This is a genomic window from Klebsiella sp. A-Nf5 (genome assembly GCF_002810545.1).
Classification (GTDB): domain Bacteria; phylum Pseudomonadota; class Gammaproteobacteria; order Enterobacterales; family Enterobacteriaceae; genus Klebsiella; species Klebsiella variicola.
The window spans coordinates 364315-377418 of sequence record NZ_PIOG01000268.1 but is presented as its reverse complement, the minus strand read 5'-3'; the positions used below and the strand labels follow the sequence as shown (position 1 = coordinate 377418).

At 55.2% G+C, this 13104-nt stretch carries 11 protein-coding genes; 8 read left to right on the top strand and 3 right to left on the bottom strand.

What is annotated here, in order from left to right; genetic code table 11:
• Window positions 1-121 precede the first annotated feature (121 nt).
• Window positions 122-373 carry a DUF2766 family protein gene (locus tag CWM53_RS26960; RefSeq protein WP_002911524.1) on the top strand — a complete coding sequence of 84 codons (252 nt, stop codon included), beginning with the start codon at window positions 122-124 and terminating at the stop codon, window positions 371-373.
• A 37-nt stretch (window positions 374-410) separates the two neighbouring features.
• On the opposite strand, the gene CWM53_RS26955 is transcribed toward CWM53_RS26960, so the two are convergent.
• Both CWM53_RS26955 and CWM53_RS26950 read right to left on the bottom strand, forming a co-directional pair.
• Complete coding sequence (locus tag CWM53_RS26955; protein ID WP_165784173.1) at window positions 411-1922, bottom strand: MFS transporter; 1512 nt, start codon at window positions 1920-1922, stop codon at window positions 411-413.
• Window positions 1923-2215: 293 nt separating this feature from the next.
• On the bottom strand, window positions 2216-2725 hold the full coding sequence (locus CWM53_RS26950; RefSeq protein WP_100630736.1) for a non-heme ferritin-like protein: 510 nt from the start codon (window positions 2723-2725) through the stop codon (window positions 2216-2218).
• 890 nt (window positions 2726-3615) lie between these two features.
• Here CWM53_RS26950 and CWM53_RS26945 point away from each other — a divergent pair.
• From CWM53_RS26945 to otsA, 5 genes are all read left to right on the top strand, one after another.
• Entirely contained in the window at window positions 3616-4596 is a 981-nt protein-coding gene (locus tag CWM53_RS26945) for an arabinose ABC transporter substrate-binding protein (protein ID WP_002911518.1), read from the top strand.
• A gap of 60 nt (window positions 4597-4656) precedes the next feature.
• Window positions 4657-6171, top strand: a complete 1515-nt coding sequence (gene araG / locus CWM53_RS26940; protein WP_074385443.1) for an L-arabinose ABC transporter ATP-binding protein AraG — start codon at window positions 4657-4659, stop codon at window positions 6169-6171.
• A gap of 14 nt (window positions 6172-6185) precedes the next feature.
• Window positions 6186-7166 carry an L-arabinose ABC transporter permease AraH gene (gene araH, locus CWM53_RS26935; protein ID WP_004203438.1) on the top strand — a complete coding sequence of 327 codons (981 nt, stop codon included), beginning with the start codon at window positions 6186-6188 and terminating at the stop codon, window positions 7164-7166.
• A gap of 161 nt (window positions 7167-7327) precedes the next feature.
• Window positions 7328-8116 (top strand): trehalose-phosphatase, encoded by a 789-nt coding sequence (gene otsB / locus CWM53_RS26930; RefSeq protein ID WP_061154081.1) that lies wholly within the window; start codon window positions 7328-7330, stop codon window positions 8114-8116.
• Window positions 8091-9515, top strand: a complete 1425-nt coding sequence (gene otsA / locus CWM53_RS26925; protein ID WP_100630735.1) for an alpha,alpha-trehalose-phosphate synthase — start codon at window positions 8091-8093, stop codon at window positions 9513-9515. The genes otsB and otsA overlap by 26 nt, the downstream gene beginning before the upstream one ends.
• Before the next feature lie 23 nt (window positions 9516-9538).
• Here the strand turns inward: otsA and uspC are convergent, their stop codons facing one another.
• Window positions 9539-9967 (bottom strand): universal stress protein UspC, encoded by a 429-nt coding sequence (gene uspC, locus CWM53_RS26920; RefSeq protein ID WP_100630734.1) that lies wholly within the window; start codon window positions 9965-9967, stop codon window positions 9539-9541.
• 352 nt (window positions 9968-10319) lie between these two features.
• On the opposite strand from uspC, the gene CWM53_RS26915 reads away from it, so the two are divergent.
• Both CWM53_RS26915 and CWM53_RS26910 read left to right on the top strand, forming a co-directional pair.
• On the top strand, window positions 10320-11903 hold the full coding sequence (locus CWM53_RS26915) for an MFS transporter (RefSeq protein WP_100630733.1): 1584 nt from the start codon (window positions 10320-10322) through the stop codon (window positions 11901-11903).
• 4 nt (window positions 11904-11907) lie between these two features.
• Window positions 11908-13047: a glycoside hydrolase family 105 protein gene (locus CWM53_RS26910; RefSeq protein ID WP_100729550.1), complete on the top strand. Its 1140-nt coding sequence runs from the start codon at window positions 11908-11910 to the stop codon at window positions 13045-13047.
• Window positions 13048-13104 lie beyond the last annotated feature (57 nt).

Genomic DNA, 13104 nt, shown 5'->3' with positions numbered 1-13104 from the left:
GGGCAAAGCGGCAGGAGAAGTTCCGCCAGCCAGTAGGGCAGATAAAAAAACCTGCGACGGCAGGTTTTTTTATCTGTGACGATTTAGGGTACTATTACGCTCCTGAAAAAAGGAGTAATTAATGTCTCAACATCTTACCGAACACGATGAGCTGGTTTCCGATGTGGTTGCCTGCCAGCTGGTTATCAAACAGATCCTCGACGTCATTGACGTCATTGCGCCCGTGGAAGTGCGTGAAAAAATGACCACTCAGCTGAAAGCTATCGACTTCGCCAGCCATCCGGCCTCTGCCGATCCGGTGACCCTTCGCGCGGTGCAAAAAGCGATCGCGTTGATTGAGCTGAAGTTTACCCCGCAGGAAGAAACGCATTAATAACAGGCCTCGCCGGTCACCGGCGGGGCCTTCTTCTTTAATGGGAAATCACGGTCTGCGCAGGCGCAGGGGCCGTATCTTTGAACAATTTGCTGTTGCCCCAACACTCTTCGTAGCGGTGGCCGACCAGATCTTCCACGATAACTCGTACATCCGGCGCGATATCGCTGATTTTTCCGCCCGCTTTGATCCGCGCGACTTCCTGCAACACCACCAGATGGGCTTTACGATCCAGCTTCATCTGCTTGCTGAAGACGATGGCGGCCAACGCTAACGCGATCACCCCGACGCAGAATACCACTGCGATAGCGGTCACCGCGCTTTCCGGTTGGCTGTGCGCTTTTGACTGGAAACCGTAGAAGCTCAGGATCGCCCCCATCGAGAACACCACAATCGAGCGCAGAATTTTCCCTGAGAAGGTCATGGCGCCGGCATAGATCCCTTCCCGACGGCGTCCGGTGTAGATCTCATCGACATCGGCCAGGAAGGTGTAAACGGTCCAGGGAATGTAGTAAACCCCGCCGGTACCCAGGCCGAACAGCACGGTAATGCCGAACATCAGCACCGTCGCCAGGCCTGACGGCAGATGGAAGAACCACAGCGAGGTATACAGCAGGACCGCGAAAATCACGATCCCCAGCGCCAGGATATAGGGTTTGCTGAAGCCCTTTTTCACGCACAGGCCGATAAACAGCGCCGTAGAGATCAGCTGCAGAATCGAGTTCAGGCTATTCAGTCCGGCGACCATCGCCGGGTCATGCTGCAGAACGAATATCACGAAATAGGTGAAGATGGAGGCAAACAGCCATTCAGCGCCAAACCCGCACAGGTACATACCGAGATGTTTGCGGAATACGCGCAGGTAAAAGGTGGAACGCATATCTTTTGCCAGCGACAGCAGGGTGCTCAGTAGTCCTTTTTTCGCGCTGGTTTCCACTTCTTCCTCGCGTTCGCGCTCCCAGCTGCACAGCCACAGGCAGGAAATCGCGACGATCAGGATAGCGCCGTAGGTCAGACCGGTGAGGAAGAAAGGGGTGGCAGAATCTTTGCCATACAGCAGAATGAACTGTCCGGGAATAAACGCCGCAAGGAAGTTGGCTAGCTTGCCGAAAATGGCTTTATAGCCGGTCAGTTTTGAGCGCAGCGAGAAATCATCGGTCATCTCTGTCGCCAGCGTTTCATAAGGCACCATGATAGAGGTGTAGATGATCTCAAACACCACATAGGTGCAGAGGTAGTACCAGAAACTCAGGCCTTCCACCCACAGCAGCGGGTAGAACATCATCAGCGGAATACCGATTAGCAGAAAGAAACGTCGGCGGCCGAAGCGCTTGCCTAAGCGCGTTTTGCCAAAGTTATCGGTGAGATAACCCATCAGCGGGTTGCTGATAGCATCAATGATGCTGGCGACGGAGAAGATAAATGAGGCCTCGATCAGCGTCAGGCCGCAAAAGGTCGTATAAAAATAGAGCAGCCAGGCGCCGCTTATCGCCAGTGCGCCACTCCCCAACAGATTACCACCGCCGTAAGCTAACTGATGGCGTAACAAGATCGGTCTTCCCTGCAGCCCTTCAGGGGCTGAAGCCGTATATCTAGCCATAAAAAAATAAACCTCGTGTTTTATATTTTTGAAACACTGTTTTTATATTTCTTTGTGGCTTGATAAAAAGTGACCGCGCTCACTAATCCCTGAGAAGGGATAGCGGTGACGTGGGAATGCGATCGCGCTAAAACTTTTTTATTCTATTGGGGAATAAATGAGGTGGGAAAATTGACATAACTGATTTAAAGCGAGAGACGGGGCAGCGCGGTCGCGCTCCCCCGGCAGAGCGAAGTGTCCGACTAATGTGGCTTCCGCGATTCCCCGACCAATGCCATCAGACGCCGATCGGTCTGCTCCATCCCGAGACCGGCTTTATCGGCGTTGCGGATTTCCTCAAGCACGCTTTGCAACAGCAGACCATCCTGTTGCTGCTCCTCCGCCAGCAGCGTCAGAAATCGCCAGGTGTTATCGTCGCTGTGCGCTCTGGCTTCTTCGGCAAGACCGCTCAGCATCCTGCTACGCTGTTGGTAATCGCTCAGGGTTTGGGTAAACAGATCTTCCAGCGAGGTACACTCGGGATTACAGGCGTGGTCGGGATTCACTATCGGCCAGCTGCCGGCTTTTTTCAGATAATCAAACACGCGCATGGTGAGGGTGATGCTGCTTTGCGCGCGGGTGCGCAAAAATGTTGCGGCGCCGTCGAACCGATGCCGGGCGCACCACTCGCTTAAATTCAGGTAAACGTTAGAGGCGTGAAACTCAAGGTTCATTTGGGTGTTTAGCTTTTGTGCCATTCCTGGAACTGCCATAAAAATATCCTTATTAACCTGGAAGGGGTTACTGATGCGTGTCAACGGATCCTGCGGATAACCGCAAGATAAAATAGTGACACGCTGCACTGTTGCAGAATAATAAAACTCTACACATTCCATATGGTCGGGTAATTTTTCCCGTTTGCCGACGATTTAAGAATACTCGCTGAATGGAATTAAGAAAACTCTCAAGTGCGGTAATTTACGTTTTGTTACACCATTATTTGTGAGTAGCGTCAGGATTGAGATTATGCGCCGTTGGCGGGGCTTGCTGGCATCGGGCTAGTGATAAGTTATAGATATTTGACTACGAAATTTTTCTTAGAACAGAGCGAAATAACTTATTTCAACAGTAATGTTTCAGGCTAATGAAAATTATTTTTATTTTTTGTTGCAGGCTTTTTTTGAAGAGGAATATATTTTTTTTAATTCGGAATAAATTACGCAAAAGATCCGTTTTTTCGCGATATTAAGTGGGCCACGTAGCCCAGCCGTGTGAGGCTGCTTGTCACAGGAAAAAGTGAAAACGCGATCGGCCTTCACGACGCCGTCAACCTCCGGTGATAACAGCGTTGTAACCCTCCGTTAAACACCCTCTGACATCACAAGGATAAGTCTGCTGGTGGTATAGATGATCCTGCTATATGTCGCTAAAATTGTATGACAATTATGTCTTTTTTTATGTCATTTTTTGCTAAATGTATGTACGCAATTACTGTAATTCCGCGATGTGATAATGCTCTCGTATGGAGAAATAATTTCCGGGTATTACTACTCTAACAACGGCAGTGGGGAATGCGATTTTTCTAATGCCTTGTTTTGATGCCGATAAAATTGTTAATTCCGATTTTTCCCTACATGAAAGCGAATTAAAGCTGGAGTTTACCATGCACAAATTTACTAAAGCGCTGGCGGCCATTGGTCTCGCTGCGGTTATGTCACAATCAGCTATGGCGGAAAATTTAAAACTGGGTTTTCTGGTGAAACAACCGGAAGAGCCATGGTTCCAGACTGAGTGGAAATTTGCTGATAAAGCAGGAAAAGATTTAGGGTTTGACGTCATTAAGATTGCGGTTCCGGATGGTGAGAAAACCCTCAACGCGATCGATAGCCTGGCGGCCAGCGGCGCGAAAGGTTTTGTCATCTGTACCCCCGATCCCAAGCTCGGGTCGGCGATTGTCGCCAAAGCGCGCGGCTATGACATGAAGGTCATTACCGTCGATGACCAGTTCGTCAACGCCAAAGGTAAACCGATGGAGAGCGTGCCGCTGGTGATGATGGCGGCCAGCGAAATCGGCGCCCGCCAGGGGCAGGAGCTGTATAAAGAGATGCAGAAACGCGGCTGGGATGTCAAAGACACTGCGGTAATGGCTATCACCGCCGATGAGCTGGACACCGCCCGTCGTCGCACCACCGGCTCCATTGATGCCCTGAAGGCAGCCGGCTTCCCGGACGCGCAAATCTACCGCGTGCCGACAAAATCTAACGATATCCCGGGGGCGTTTGACGCCGGTAACTCAATGCTGGTCCAGCACCCGCAGGTGAAACACTGGCTGATCGTTGGGATGAACGATAACACCGTGCTCGGCGGCGTGCGTGCCACTGAAGGCCAGGGCTTTAAAGCACCGGATGTGATTGGCATCGGCATCAACGGTGTGGATGCGGTCAACGAACTGTCGAAGGCGCAACCGACCGGCTTCTATGGTTCCCTGCTGCCAAGCCCGGATATTCATGGCTATAAAACCAGCGAAATGCTCTACAACTGGGTCACCAAAGGCGTTGAACCGCCGAAGTTTACGGCGGTGACCGATGTGGTGCTGATTACCCGCGATAACTTCAAAGAAGAGCTGGCGAAAAAAGGGCTGTAACAGCCCGGTTGAACTGGCCCCCGCCGCGGCGGGGGCTGAGTGCTGAAGAGCGGAGTCGTTATGCAACAGTCTACCCCTTATCTCTCATTTCGCGGCATCACCATGACGTTCCCTGGCGTAAAGGCCTTGTCCGATATCAGTTTTGACTGCTACCCAGGACAGATCCACGCGCTGATGGGCGAAAATGGCGCAGGCAAATCGACGCTGCTGAAAATTCTCAGCGGTAACTACATCCCGACCGCCGGTCACCTGCAGATCGGGGGCCAGCAGATGGCGTTCAGCAATACCATGGCGGCGCTGAACGCTGGCGTGGCGATTATCTACCAGGAGCTGCATCTGATCCCGGAGATGACCGTCGCCGAAAATATCTATCTTGGCCAGCTGCCGCACAGAGGCGGTATCGTCAACCGATCGTTGCTCAATTATGAGGCCCGCCTGCAGCTGGAGCATCTGGGGCTGGATATCGACCCGGAGACGCCGCTGAAATATCTCTCCATTGGCCAGTGGCAGATGGTGGAGATTGCCAAAGCGCTGGCGCGCAACGCCAAGATCATCGCGTTCGATGAACCGACCAGTTCGCTCTCCGCCCGCGAGATAGACAACCTGTTTCGCGTTATCCGCGAACTGCGGGAGGAGGGGCGGGTCATCATCTATGTTTCGCACCGGATGGAAGAAATTTTCGCCCTCAGCGATGCCATCACCGTCTTTAAGGATGGCCGCTATGTTTGCACCTTTGACGATATGCCGAGCGTCAGTCATGACGCGCTGGTCCAGGCAATGGTGGGACGCAATCTGGGGGATATTTACGGCTGGAAGCCTCGCCCCTATGGCGAAGAGCGGCTGCGCCTGGAGGAGGTCAAAGCGCCGGGCGTGCGTACGCCGGTCAGCCTCTCGGTACGCAGTGGTGAAATTGTCGGCCTGTTCGGGCTGGTGGGCGCCGGTCGCAGCGAACTGATGAAAGGCTTATTTGGCGGGACGCGGATCACCGGCGGTCAGGTGTATATCGATGGCCAGCCCGTCGACATTCGTAAACCGGCCCAGGCCATTCGGGCCGGCATGATGCTGTGCCCGGAAGATCGCAAGGCGGAGGGGATTATTCCGGTTCACTCCGTGCGCGACAACATCAATATCAGCGCCCGGCGCAAGCATATTCACGCTGGCTGCCTGATCAACAACGCCTGGGAGGCGGACAACGCCGATCAGCATATCCAGTCGCTGAACATTAAAACGCCGGGCCCGGAACAGCTGATCATGAACCTGTCTGGCGGTAACCAGCAGAAAGCGATCCTTGGCCGCTGGCTGTCGGAAGAGATGAAGGTGATCCTGCTCGATGAGCCCACCCGCGGCATCGACGTCGGCGCCAAACATGAAATTTACAACGTGATATATGGCCTCGCCGCCTCAGGTGTTGCCGTGGTGTTTGCCTCCAGCGACCTGCCGGAAGTGCTGGGCGTCGCTGACCGCATCGTGGTGATGCGCGAAGGACAAATCGCCGGCGAACTGCTGCATGAAGAAGCCAATGAACAGCAGGCGTTAAGCCTTGCGATGCCAAAAGTGAGTCAGGCTGTCGCCTGAGTAAGGAGTAAATGATGTCATCAGTGACTACGTCCGGCGCTACCCGCTCTGCCTTTAGCTTTGCCCGCATTTGGGATCAGTTTGGCATGCTGGTGGTGTTTGCTGTGCTGTTTATCGGCTGCGTTATTTTTGTGCCCAACTTTGCCTCATTCGTCAATATGAAGGGGCTGGGGCTGGCGATCTCGATGTCCGGGATGGTGGCTTGCGGCATGCTCTTCTGCCTGGCCTCCGGCGATTTTGACCTGTCGGTGGCGTCGGTTATCGCCTGCGCCGGGGTGACCACCGCGGTGGTGATTAATCTCAGCGAAAGCCTGTGGCTGGGGATTGCCGCCGGCCTGCTGCTGGGCGCGGTCAGTGGCCTGGTCAACGGCTTTGTCATTGCGCGCCTGAAGATTAACGCCCTGATCACCACCCTCGCGACGATGCAAATCGTCCGGGGCCTGGCCTACATTATCTCCGACGGTAAAGCGGTGGGGATCGAAGATGAGCGTTTCTTCACCCTCGGCTATGCCAACTGGTTTGGTCTGCCGGCGCCAATCTGGCTGACGGTCGCCTGCCTGGTGGTTTTCGGATTATTACTAAACAAAACCACCTTTGGTCGTAATACGCTGGCTATTGGCGGCAATGAAGAGGCGGCGCGCCTGGCCGGGGTCCCGGTGGTGCGCACCAAGATTATTATCTTTGTTCTCTCCGGTCTGGTATCGGCCGCCGCGGGGATCATTCTGGCGTCGCGGATGACCAGCGGCCAGCCGATGACCTCGATTGGCTATGAGCTGATTGTTATTTCAGCCTGCGTGCTGGGCGGGGTATCGCTGAAGGGCGGGATCGGCAAGATCTCCTACGTGGTCGCCGGGATCCTGATCCTCGGGACCGTGGAGAACGCGATGAACCTGCTGAACATCTCGCCATTCTCACAATACGTCGTGCGCGGTGTGATCCTGCTGGCGGCGGTGATCTTTGACCGCTACAAACAAAAAGCCAAACGTGCGGCCTGATTTTAGGCCGAACTTTTAAGTCTACAGAGTAATTACCGCCAGCGCCCGTTTCGCTGGCGGTAATTATCAAAAATGGCGAGGTTGGTCACACTGTCTATACTTACATGGCTAACATATAATTAACAACCAGCTTCGGCTGGCCATGATAAGGAGGAAACAGGGTGGATAACCAGATATCTGTACCGCCTGCGCTAACCGGAAACTACGCTTTTTTCTTTGACCTCGACGGTACTCTTGCCGATATCCAACCGCACCCCGATCAGGTGGTGATACCCGACAACACGCTGCAGGCGCTCAACGCGCTGGCCCAGCAGCAGGGTGGGGCGGTGGCATTGATTTCAGGGCGCTCAATGGCTGAACTTGACGCGCTAACCCATCCCTGGCGGCTACCGCTGGCCGGTGTTCACGGGGCAGAACGCCGTGATATCAATGGTAAAACCTATATCGTATCTCTGCCGTCGGCGCTGCGCGATGAAATCGCGGCTGAACTGACCTCGGCGCTGCAGGCGCTTCCCGGCTGCGAGCTGGAGAGTAAAGAGATGGCCTTCGCGCTGCACTACCGTCAGGCTCCGCAGCAGCAGAGCGCGGTGCTGGAGCTGGCTCAGCGCATCGTTCAGCGCTACCCGCTGCTGGCACTGCAGCTGGGCAAGTGCGTGGTGGAGATTAAACCCCGCGGAGTGAACAAAGGGGAGGCGATCAGCGCCTTCATGCAGGAGGCGCCGTTTGCCGGTCGCGAACCGGTTTTTGTCGGCGATGATTTGACCGACGAGGCGGGATTCAGCGTGGTTAATCAACTGCAGGGGATGTCGGTAAAAGTCGGCGCAGGGGAAACTCAGGCGCACTGGCGGTTGGCGGATGCCGCCGCTGTAAGGACGTGGGTGCAACATCTGGCGTATGACGCGCAAATCGAAAGGAGGGATGACCATGAGTCGTTTAGTCGTAGTCTCTAACCGTATCGCCTTACCGGACGATAAAAAATCGAGTGCTGGCGGTCTGGCCGTCGGCATCCTGGGGGCACTGAAAGCGGCGGGGGGTCTGTGGTTTGGCTGGAGCGGCGAAATTGGCGATGACCAGCAGCCGCTGAAGCAGGTCTCCCGCGGAAATATCTCCTGGGCGTCGTTCAACCTGAATGAACGGGACCATGATGAATATTACAACCAGTTTTCCAACGCCGTGCTGTGGCCGGCCTTCCACTATCGTCTTGACCTGGTCAGCTTCCAGCGCGAAGCCTGGGAGGGGTATCTGCGGGTTAACGCGATGTTGGCGGACAAGCTTCTGCCGCTGATCGAGCCAGACGATACGCTGTGGATCCATGATTACCATCTGCTGCCTTTCGCCAGTGAACTGCGTAAGCGCGGAGTGAACAACCGGATCGGCTTCTTTTTGCATATTCCATTCCCGACGCCGGAGATTTTTAACGCGCTACCGCCACATGCCGAGCTGCTGGAGCAACTGTGCGATTACGATCTGCTGGGCTTCCAGACCGAAAGCGACAGAACCGCCTTTCTTGACAGCATTGCCATGCAGACCCGACTCTCCGATCTCGGGGACAAACGCTATCAGGCATGGGGTAAGGCGTTCAGTACCGAGGTTTATCCGATTGGGATCGATCCGGACGAAATTACGCGCAACGCCAAAGGCCCGCTGCCGCCGAAGCTGGCCCAGCTGAAGAATGAGCTGAAAAATGTGAAGAATATTTTCTCCGTGGAGCGCCTTGACTACTCGAAAGGATTGCCGGAGCGATTCCTTGCCTATGAGACGCTGCTTGAGAAGTACCCTCAGCATCATGGCAAGATCCGTTATACCCAGATTGCGCCCACTTCCCGTGGCGATGTGCAGGCCTATCAGGATATCCGTCACCAGCTGGAAACGGCATCCGGACGCATCAATGGCCAGTTTGGCCAGCTTGGCTGGACCCCGCTCTACTACCTGAACCAGCATTTTGACCGTAAGCTGCTGATGAAGGTCTTCCGCTACTCTGACGTCGGGCTGGTGACGCCGCTGCGTGATGGCATGAACCTGGTGGCGAAAGAGTATGTCGCGGCGCAGGATCCGGATAACCCCGGGGTGCTGGTCCTGTCGCAGTTTGCCGGGGCGGCGCAGGAGCTGACCAGCGCGCTGATCGTCAACCCTTACGATCGCGATGAGGTGGCCACCGCGCTGGATCGTGCTCTCAGCATGCCGCTGGCGGAACGTATCGCCCGTCATTCGGCGATGCTGGAGGTGATCAGAGAGAATGATATTCATAACTGGCAGGCGCGCTTTGTCGACGATCTGCAGCATATTTCGCCGCGCAGCGAGGAGAGCCGCCTGCGGGGGAAGATAGCCACCTTCCCTAAACTGGCCTAGTTCAGGAAAAGGGCTAACCGGCGTTAGCCCTTTTCAAGGGAAACCAGCAGGACATCGACGCCGCTACTGCCGACGATATTTTTCGCCGAGCAGGTGGCGCGCGAGAAAAGCGAGTGGTTGTGATTGCCGCAGATCACCAGATCGACCTTGTGCGACTGGCAAAAGTCTTTGACATGGTGACCCAGTTCGCCGCAGGCGATGGTCATTTTTTCTATCGGGTAGTCCGCCTGACGTGCCAGCTCATTGAGAAACTCCCGCGTTTCTTCCTGCATCAGCTCACGCAGATTTTCCATCATCGGTGCGGCGAACTGGTTATACATCTCCGGGTCCGTGGCGAAGGTGATAAAGCTCACTTTCGCGTTAACGGGGCGGGCAATCGACACCGCTTTTTTAATTAATATCTGACTCTCCGGCGTTGGCGCGACGGCAACCAGCAGATGTGTATAAGGCATCAGGCCTCCTTGAGATACGCGGAATAACCCTTTCTTCCATTCTTTACTCCTGTTTCCCCAGCGGCGCAAGGGCTGCTCCCGTGATTTGCGACGCTCTTCGCCAGTCCGTGTTTTCTCCACAAGATCACATAAATGAACCCATCTTTTTATTTAAAAGAAATGCTGTTTTATAAATGAGTGAAGTGGAGGCATCGTCTCTTTGTCCTTTTGCCACCGGCGGTTGTTCCGTGGCAAAAACACAAAGGTAACGTCGTTTCACTGCTTTTAGTGTAGCCAGGTACCCACTCCCTTCCGGTGGCAAATCCGGAACGATTGTCGGCGTTCTTTTAATAAAAGACACAGGATCACGGCGATGAAAACACGAAAAATTGGACTGGCTAACTACCTGGCCTACGGCGCGGGCGATTTCCTCGGCGCCGGCACGACGGCGCTAACCGCCGCATGGCTGCTCTACTTTTACACCACCTTCTGCGGACTCTCCCCAATAGAGGCCACGCTTATATTTGCTTCTGCCCGCGTGCTGGATGCGGTGGTGAGCCCGCTGATGGGCTTTCTCACCGATAACTTCGGCACCACCTGGCTCGGCAAGCGCTTCGGCCGCAGAAAATTCTTTATTCTGCTCGGTATCCCGTGCGTATTCAGCTATTCAGCGATGTGGGTCGGCGAGATGGGCTTCTGGTACTACCTCGTCACCTATCTGCTGTTTGATATGGTTTACACCATGATTCTGGTGCCCTACGAAACGCTGGTGCCGGAGATGACCGATGATTTTAAACAGAAAACCAAATTTTCCGGCGCACGCATCTCGATGGCGCAAATGTCGGCGATTTTAGCCTCCTTTCTGCCGGGGATCCTCCTCACCTGGCTCGGTAAAGACAATGCCAGTTCATTCTTTTATGCCAGTCTGGTGTTCTCGATCCTGTGCGCGGTGATGCTGACCTTCGTCTGGTGCTTCACGTGGGAACGGCCGCGTGAGGCGTGGTCAGAGGCGGCGCTGCGGGCGGAAGCGGAAAAACAAAACTTAACCCTCGCCCAGAGCCTCAATCGCCTGGTGATTGAGCTAAGCTCCACGCTGCGGATAAAAATTTTCCGCCAGCACCTCGGCATGTATCTGGGGGGCTATATCGCCCAGGACGTCTTCAATGCCGTGTTTACCTATTACGTGGTCTTTGTCCTGATGCAGGAAGCCTCTGTCGCCTCGAATCTGCTGGGGACGATGGCCATCTTCCAGTTTATCGCGGTGATCGCCATGATCCCGCTGTGCATTCGCTTTGGCCCCGCGCCGTCCTACCGCATGGTGGTGGTCCTGTTTGGCCTGAGCTCGCTCTCGTATGCGCTGCTCTATTACGCCGGACTGAGCGACGTCTATTCCTTATTGCTGCTCATCTCTGCTGTCGCCGGACTGGGACGCGGCGGGATTAATTACGTGCCGTGGAATACCTATACCTATATTGCCGACGTCGACGAGGCGATCACCGGCCAGCGCCGCGAAGGGATTTTTGCCGGCATCATGACGCTGACTCGCAAAGCCTCGCAGGCGGGGGCGGTCATGCTGGTGGGCATCATCATGCAACTGTCGGGGTTTGTTTCCGGGCAAAAAATACAACCGCCAGGCGTGAGCCATACCATTTTACTGATCCTCAGCGTCGGCACCCTGGTGGTGTTAGCCTGCGGCTTCCTCGTCTCGCTACGCTTCAAGCTCAACCTGCACACCCATAGCATCCTGCGCAGTGAAACCCTCAGAATGCGCGATCTCGGCTGTGCCCAGCCGGAACAGACCCGTGCGGAACACCGCGCGGTGGTCGAGATGCTGGCGGGGATGCCTTACGACTGCCTGTGGGGCAATAACAATATTGGCTATCTGAATCGTCATAAACCTGCTGCCCCGGGGCTCACCCAGGGCGGCGCTTTGAATTCGACATACACCCGAGGTTAACAACATGAAAGTTTGGCCGGTCAAACATAGCCCATTACTGTGTCAGCCTGAGCGTTTTATCGCCCGCAGCGAACTGCAGGCACTGATCCGCAACGTGACGCAAAACCTGGTGAATATTAAGGATGAGAGCGGGCAATTTTTACTGCGCCTGGATGACGGGCGCGTGATCGATACCAAAGGCTGGGCCGGCTGGGAGTGGACCCACGGCGTTGGGCTGTACGGCATCTATCAGTATTACCAGCAAACCGGCGATATCGAGATGTGCGATATCATCGATCGCTGGTTTGCCGACCGCTTCGCCGAGGGGGCAACGACCAAAAACGTCAATACGATGGCCCCGTTTCTGACCCTGGCTTACCGCTTTGAAGAGACCGGCCGTATGGCATATCTGCCGTGGCTCGAGAGCTGGGCGGAGTGGGCGATGCATGAGATGCCGCGAACGGAGCAGGGCGGCATGCAGCACATGACCCTGGCGGAGGAGAACCATCAGCAAATGTGGGATGACACGCTGATGATGACCGTGTTGCCGTTAGCCAAAATTGGCAAGCTGCTTAATCGCCCGCAGTATGTGGAGGAGGCGACCTATCAGTTCCTGCTCCATGTGCAGAACCTGATGAACCGGGAGACCGGGCTGTGGTTTCACGGCTGGAGCTATGAGGGGCGGCACAACTTTGCCCGAGCGCGCTGGGCGCGGGGCAACAGCTGGCTCACCATGGTGATCCCGGATTTTCTGGAGCTGGTGGATCTCCCCGAGGGGAACGCGGTACGGCGTTATCTGATGACGGTACTCGACGCACAGATTGCCGCCTTAGCAAAATGCCAGGACGACAGCGGCCTGTGGCATACCCTGCTGGACGATCCGCACTCTTATCTTGAGGCCTCCGCGACCGCCGGCTTTGCCTACGGCATTCTCAAAGCGGTGCGCAAGCGTTACGTCGGGCAGCACTATGCCGGGGTGGCTGAAAAAGCGATTCGCGGGATTGTGCAGAATATTTCGCCGCAGGGGGAGTTGCTGCAGACCTCGTTTGGCACCGGAATGGGGTCAGACCTTGATTTTTATCGCCAGATCCCGCTTACCTCGATGCCCTATGGCCAGGCGATGGCGATCCTTTGTCTGACCGAGTATCTGCGTAAATATTTCTGAGCAGAGCGCCCCGCTGGCGGGGCGCCGAATAAAACTAACCCGGCTTTCGCCGGGTTA

Excerpts from the sequence above, each read along its gene's own strand:
- araH (WP_004203438.1), top strand. The coding sequence starts at position 6,186 with ATGTCATCAGTGACTACGTCCGGCGCTACCCGCTCTGCCTTTAGCTTT.
- araG (WP_074385443.1), top strand. The coding sequence starts at position 4,657 with ATGCAACAGTCTACCCCTTATCTCTCATTTCGCGGCATCACCATGACG.
- CWM53_RS26950 (WP_100630736.1), bottom strand. The coding sequence starts at position 2,725 with ATGGCAGTTCCAGGAATGGCACAAAAGCTAAACACCCAAATGAACCTT.
- CWM53_RS26910 (WP_100729550.1), top strand. The coding sequence starts at position 11,908 with ATGAAAGTTTGGCCGGTCAAACATAGCCCATTACTGTGTCAGCCTGAG.
- CWM53_RS26945 (WP_002911518.1), top strand. The coding sequence starts at position 3,616 with ATGCACAAATTTACTAAAGCGCTGGCGGCCATTGGTCTCGCTGCGGTT.
- uspC (WP_100630734.1), bottom strand. The coding sequence starts at position 9,967 with ATGCCTTATACACATCTGCTGGTTGCCGTCGCGCCAACGCCGGAGAGT.
- otsA (WP_100630735.1), top strand. The coding sequence starts at position 8,091 with ATGAGTCGTTTAGTCGTAGTCTCTAACCGTATCGCCTTACCGGACGAT.
- CWM53_RS26915 (WP_100630733.1), top strand. The coding sequence starts at position 10,320 with ATGAAAACACGAAAAATTGGACTGGCTAACTACCTGGCCTACGGCGCG.
- CWM53_RS26960 (WP_002911524.1), top strand. The coding sequence starts at position 122 with ATGTCTCAACATCTTACCGAACACGATGAGCTGGTTTCCGATGTGGTT.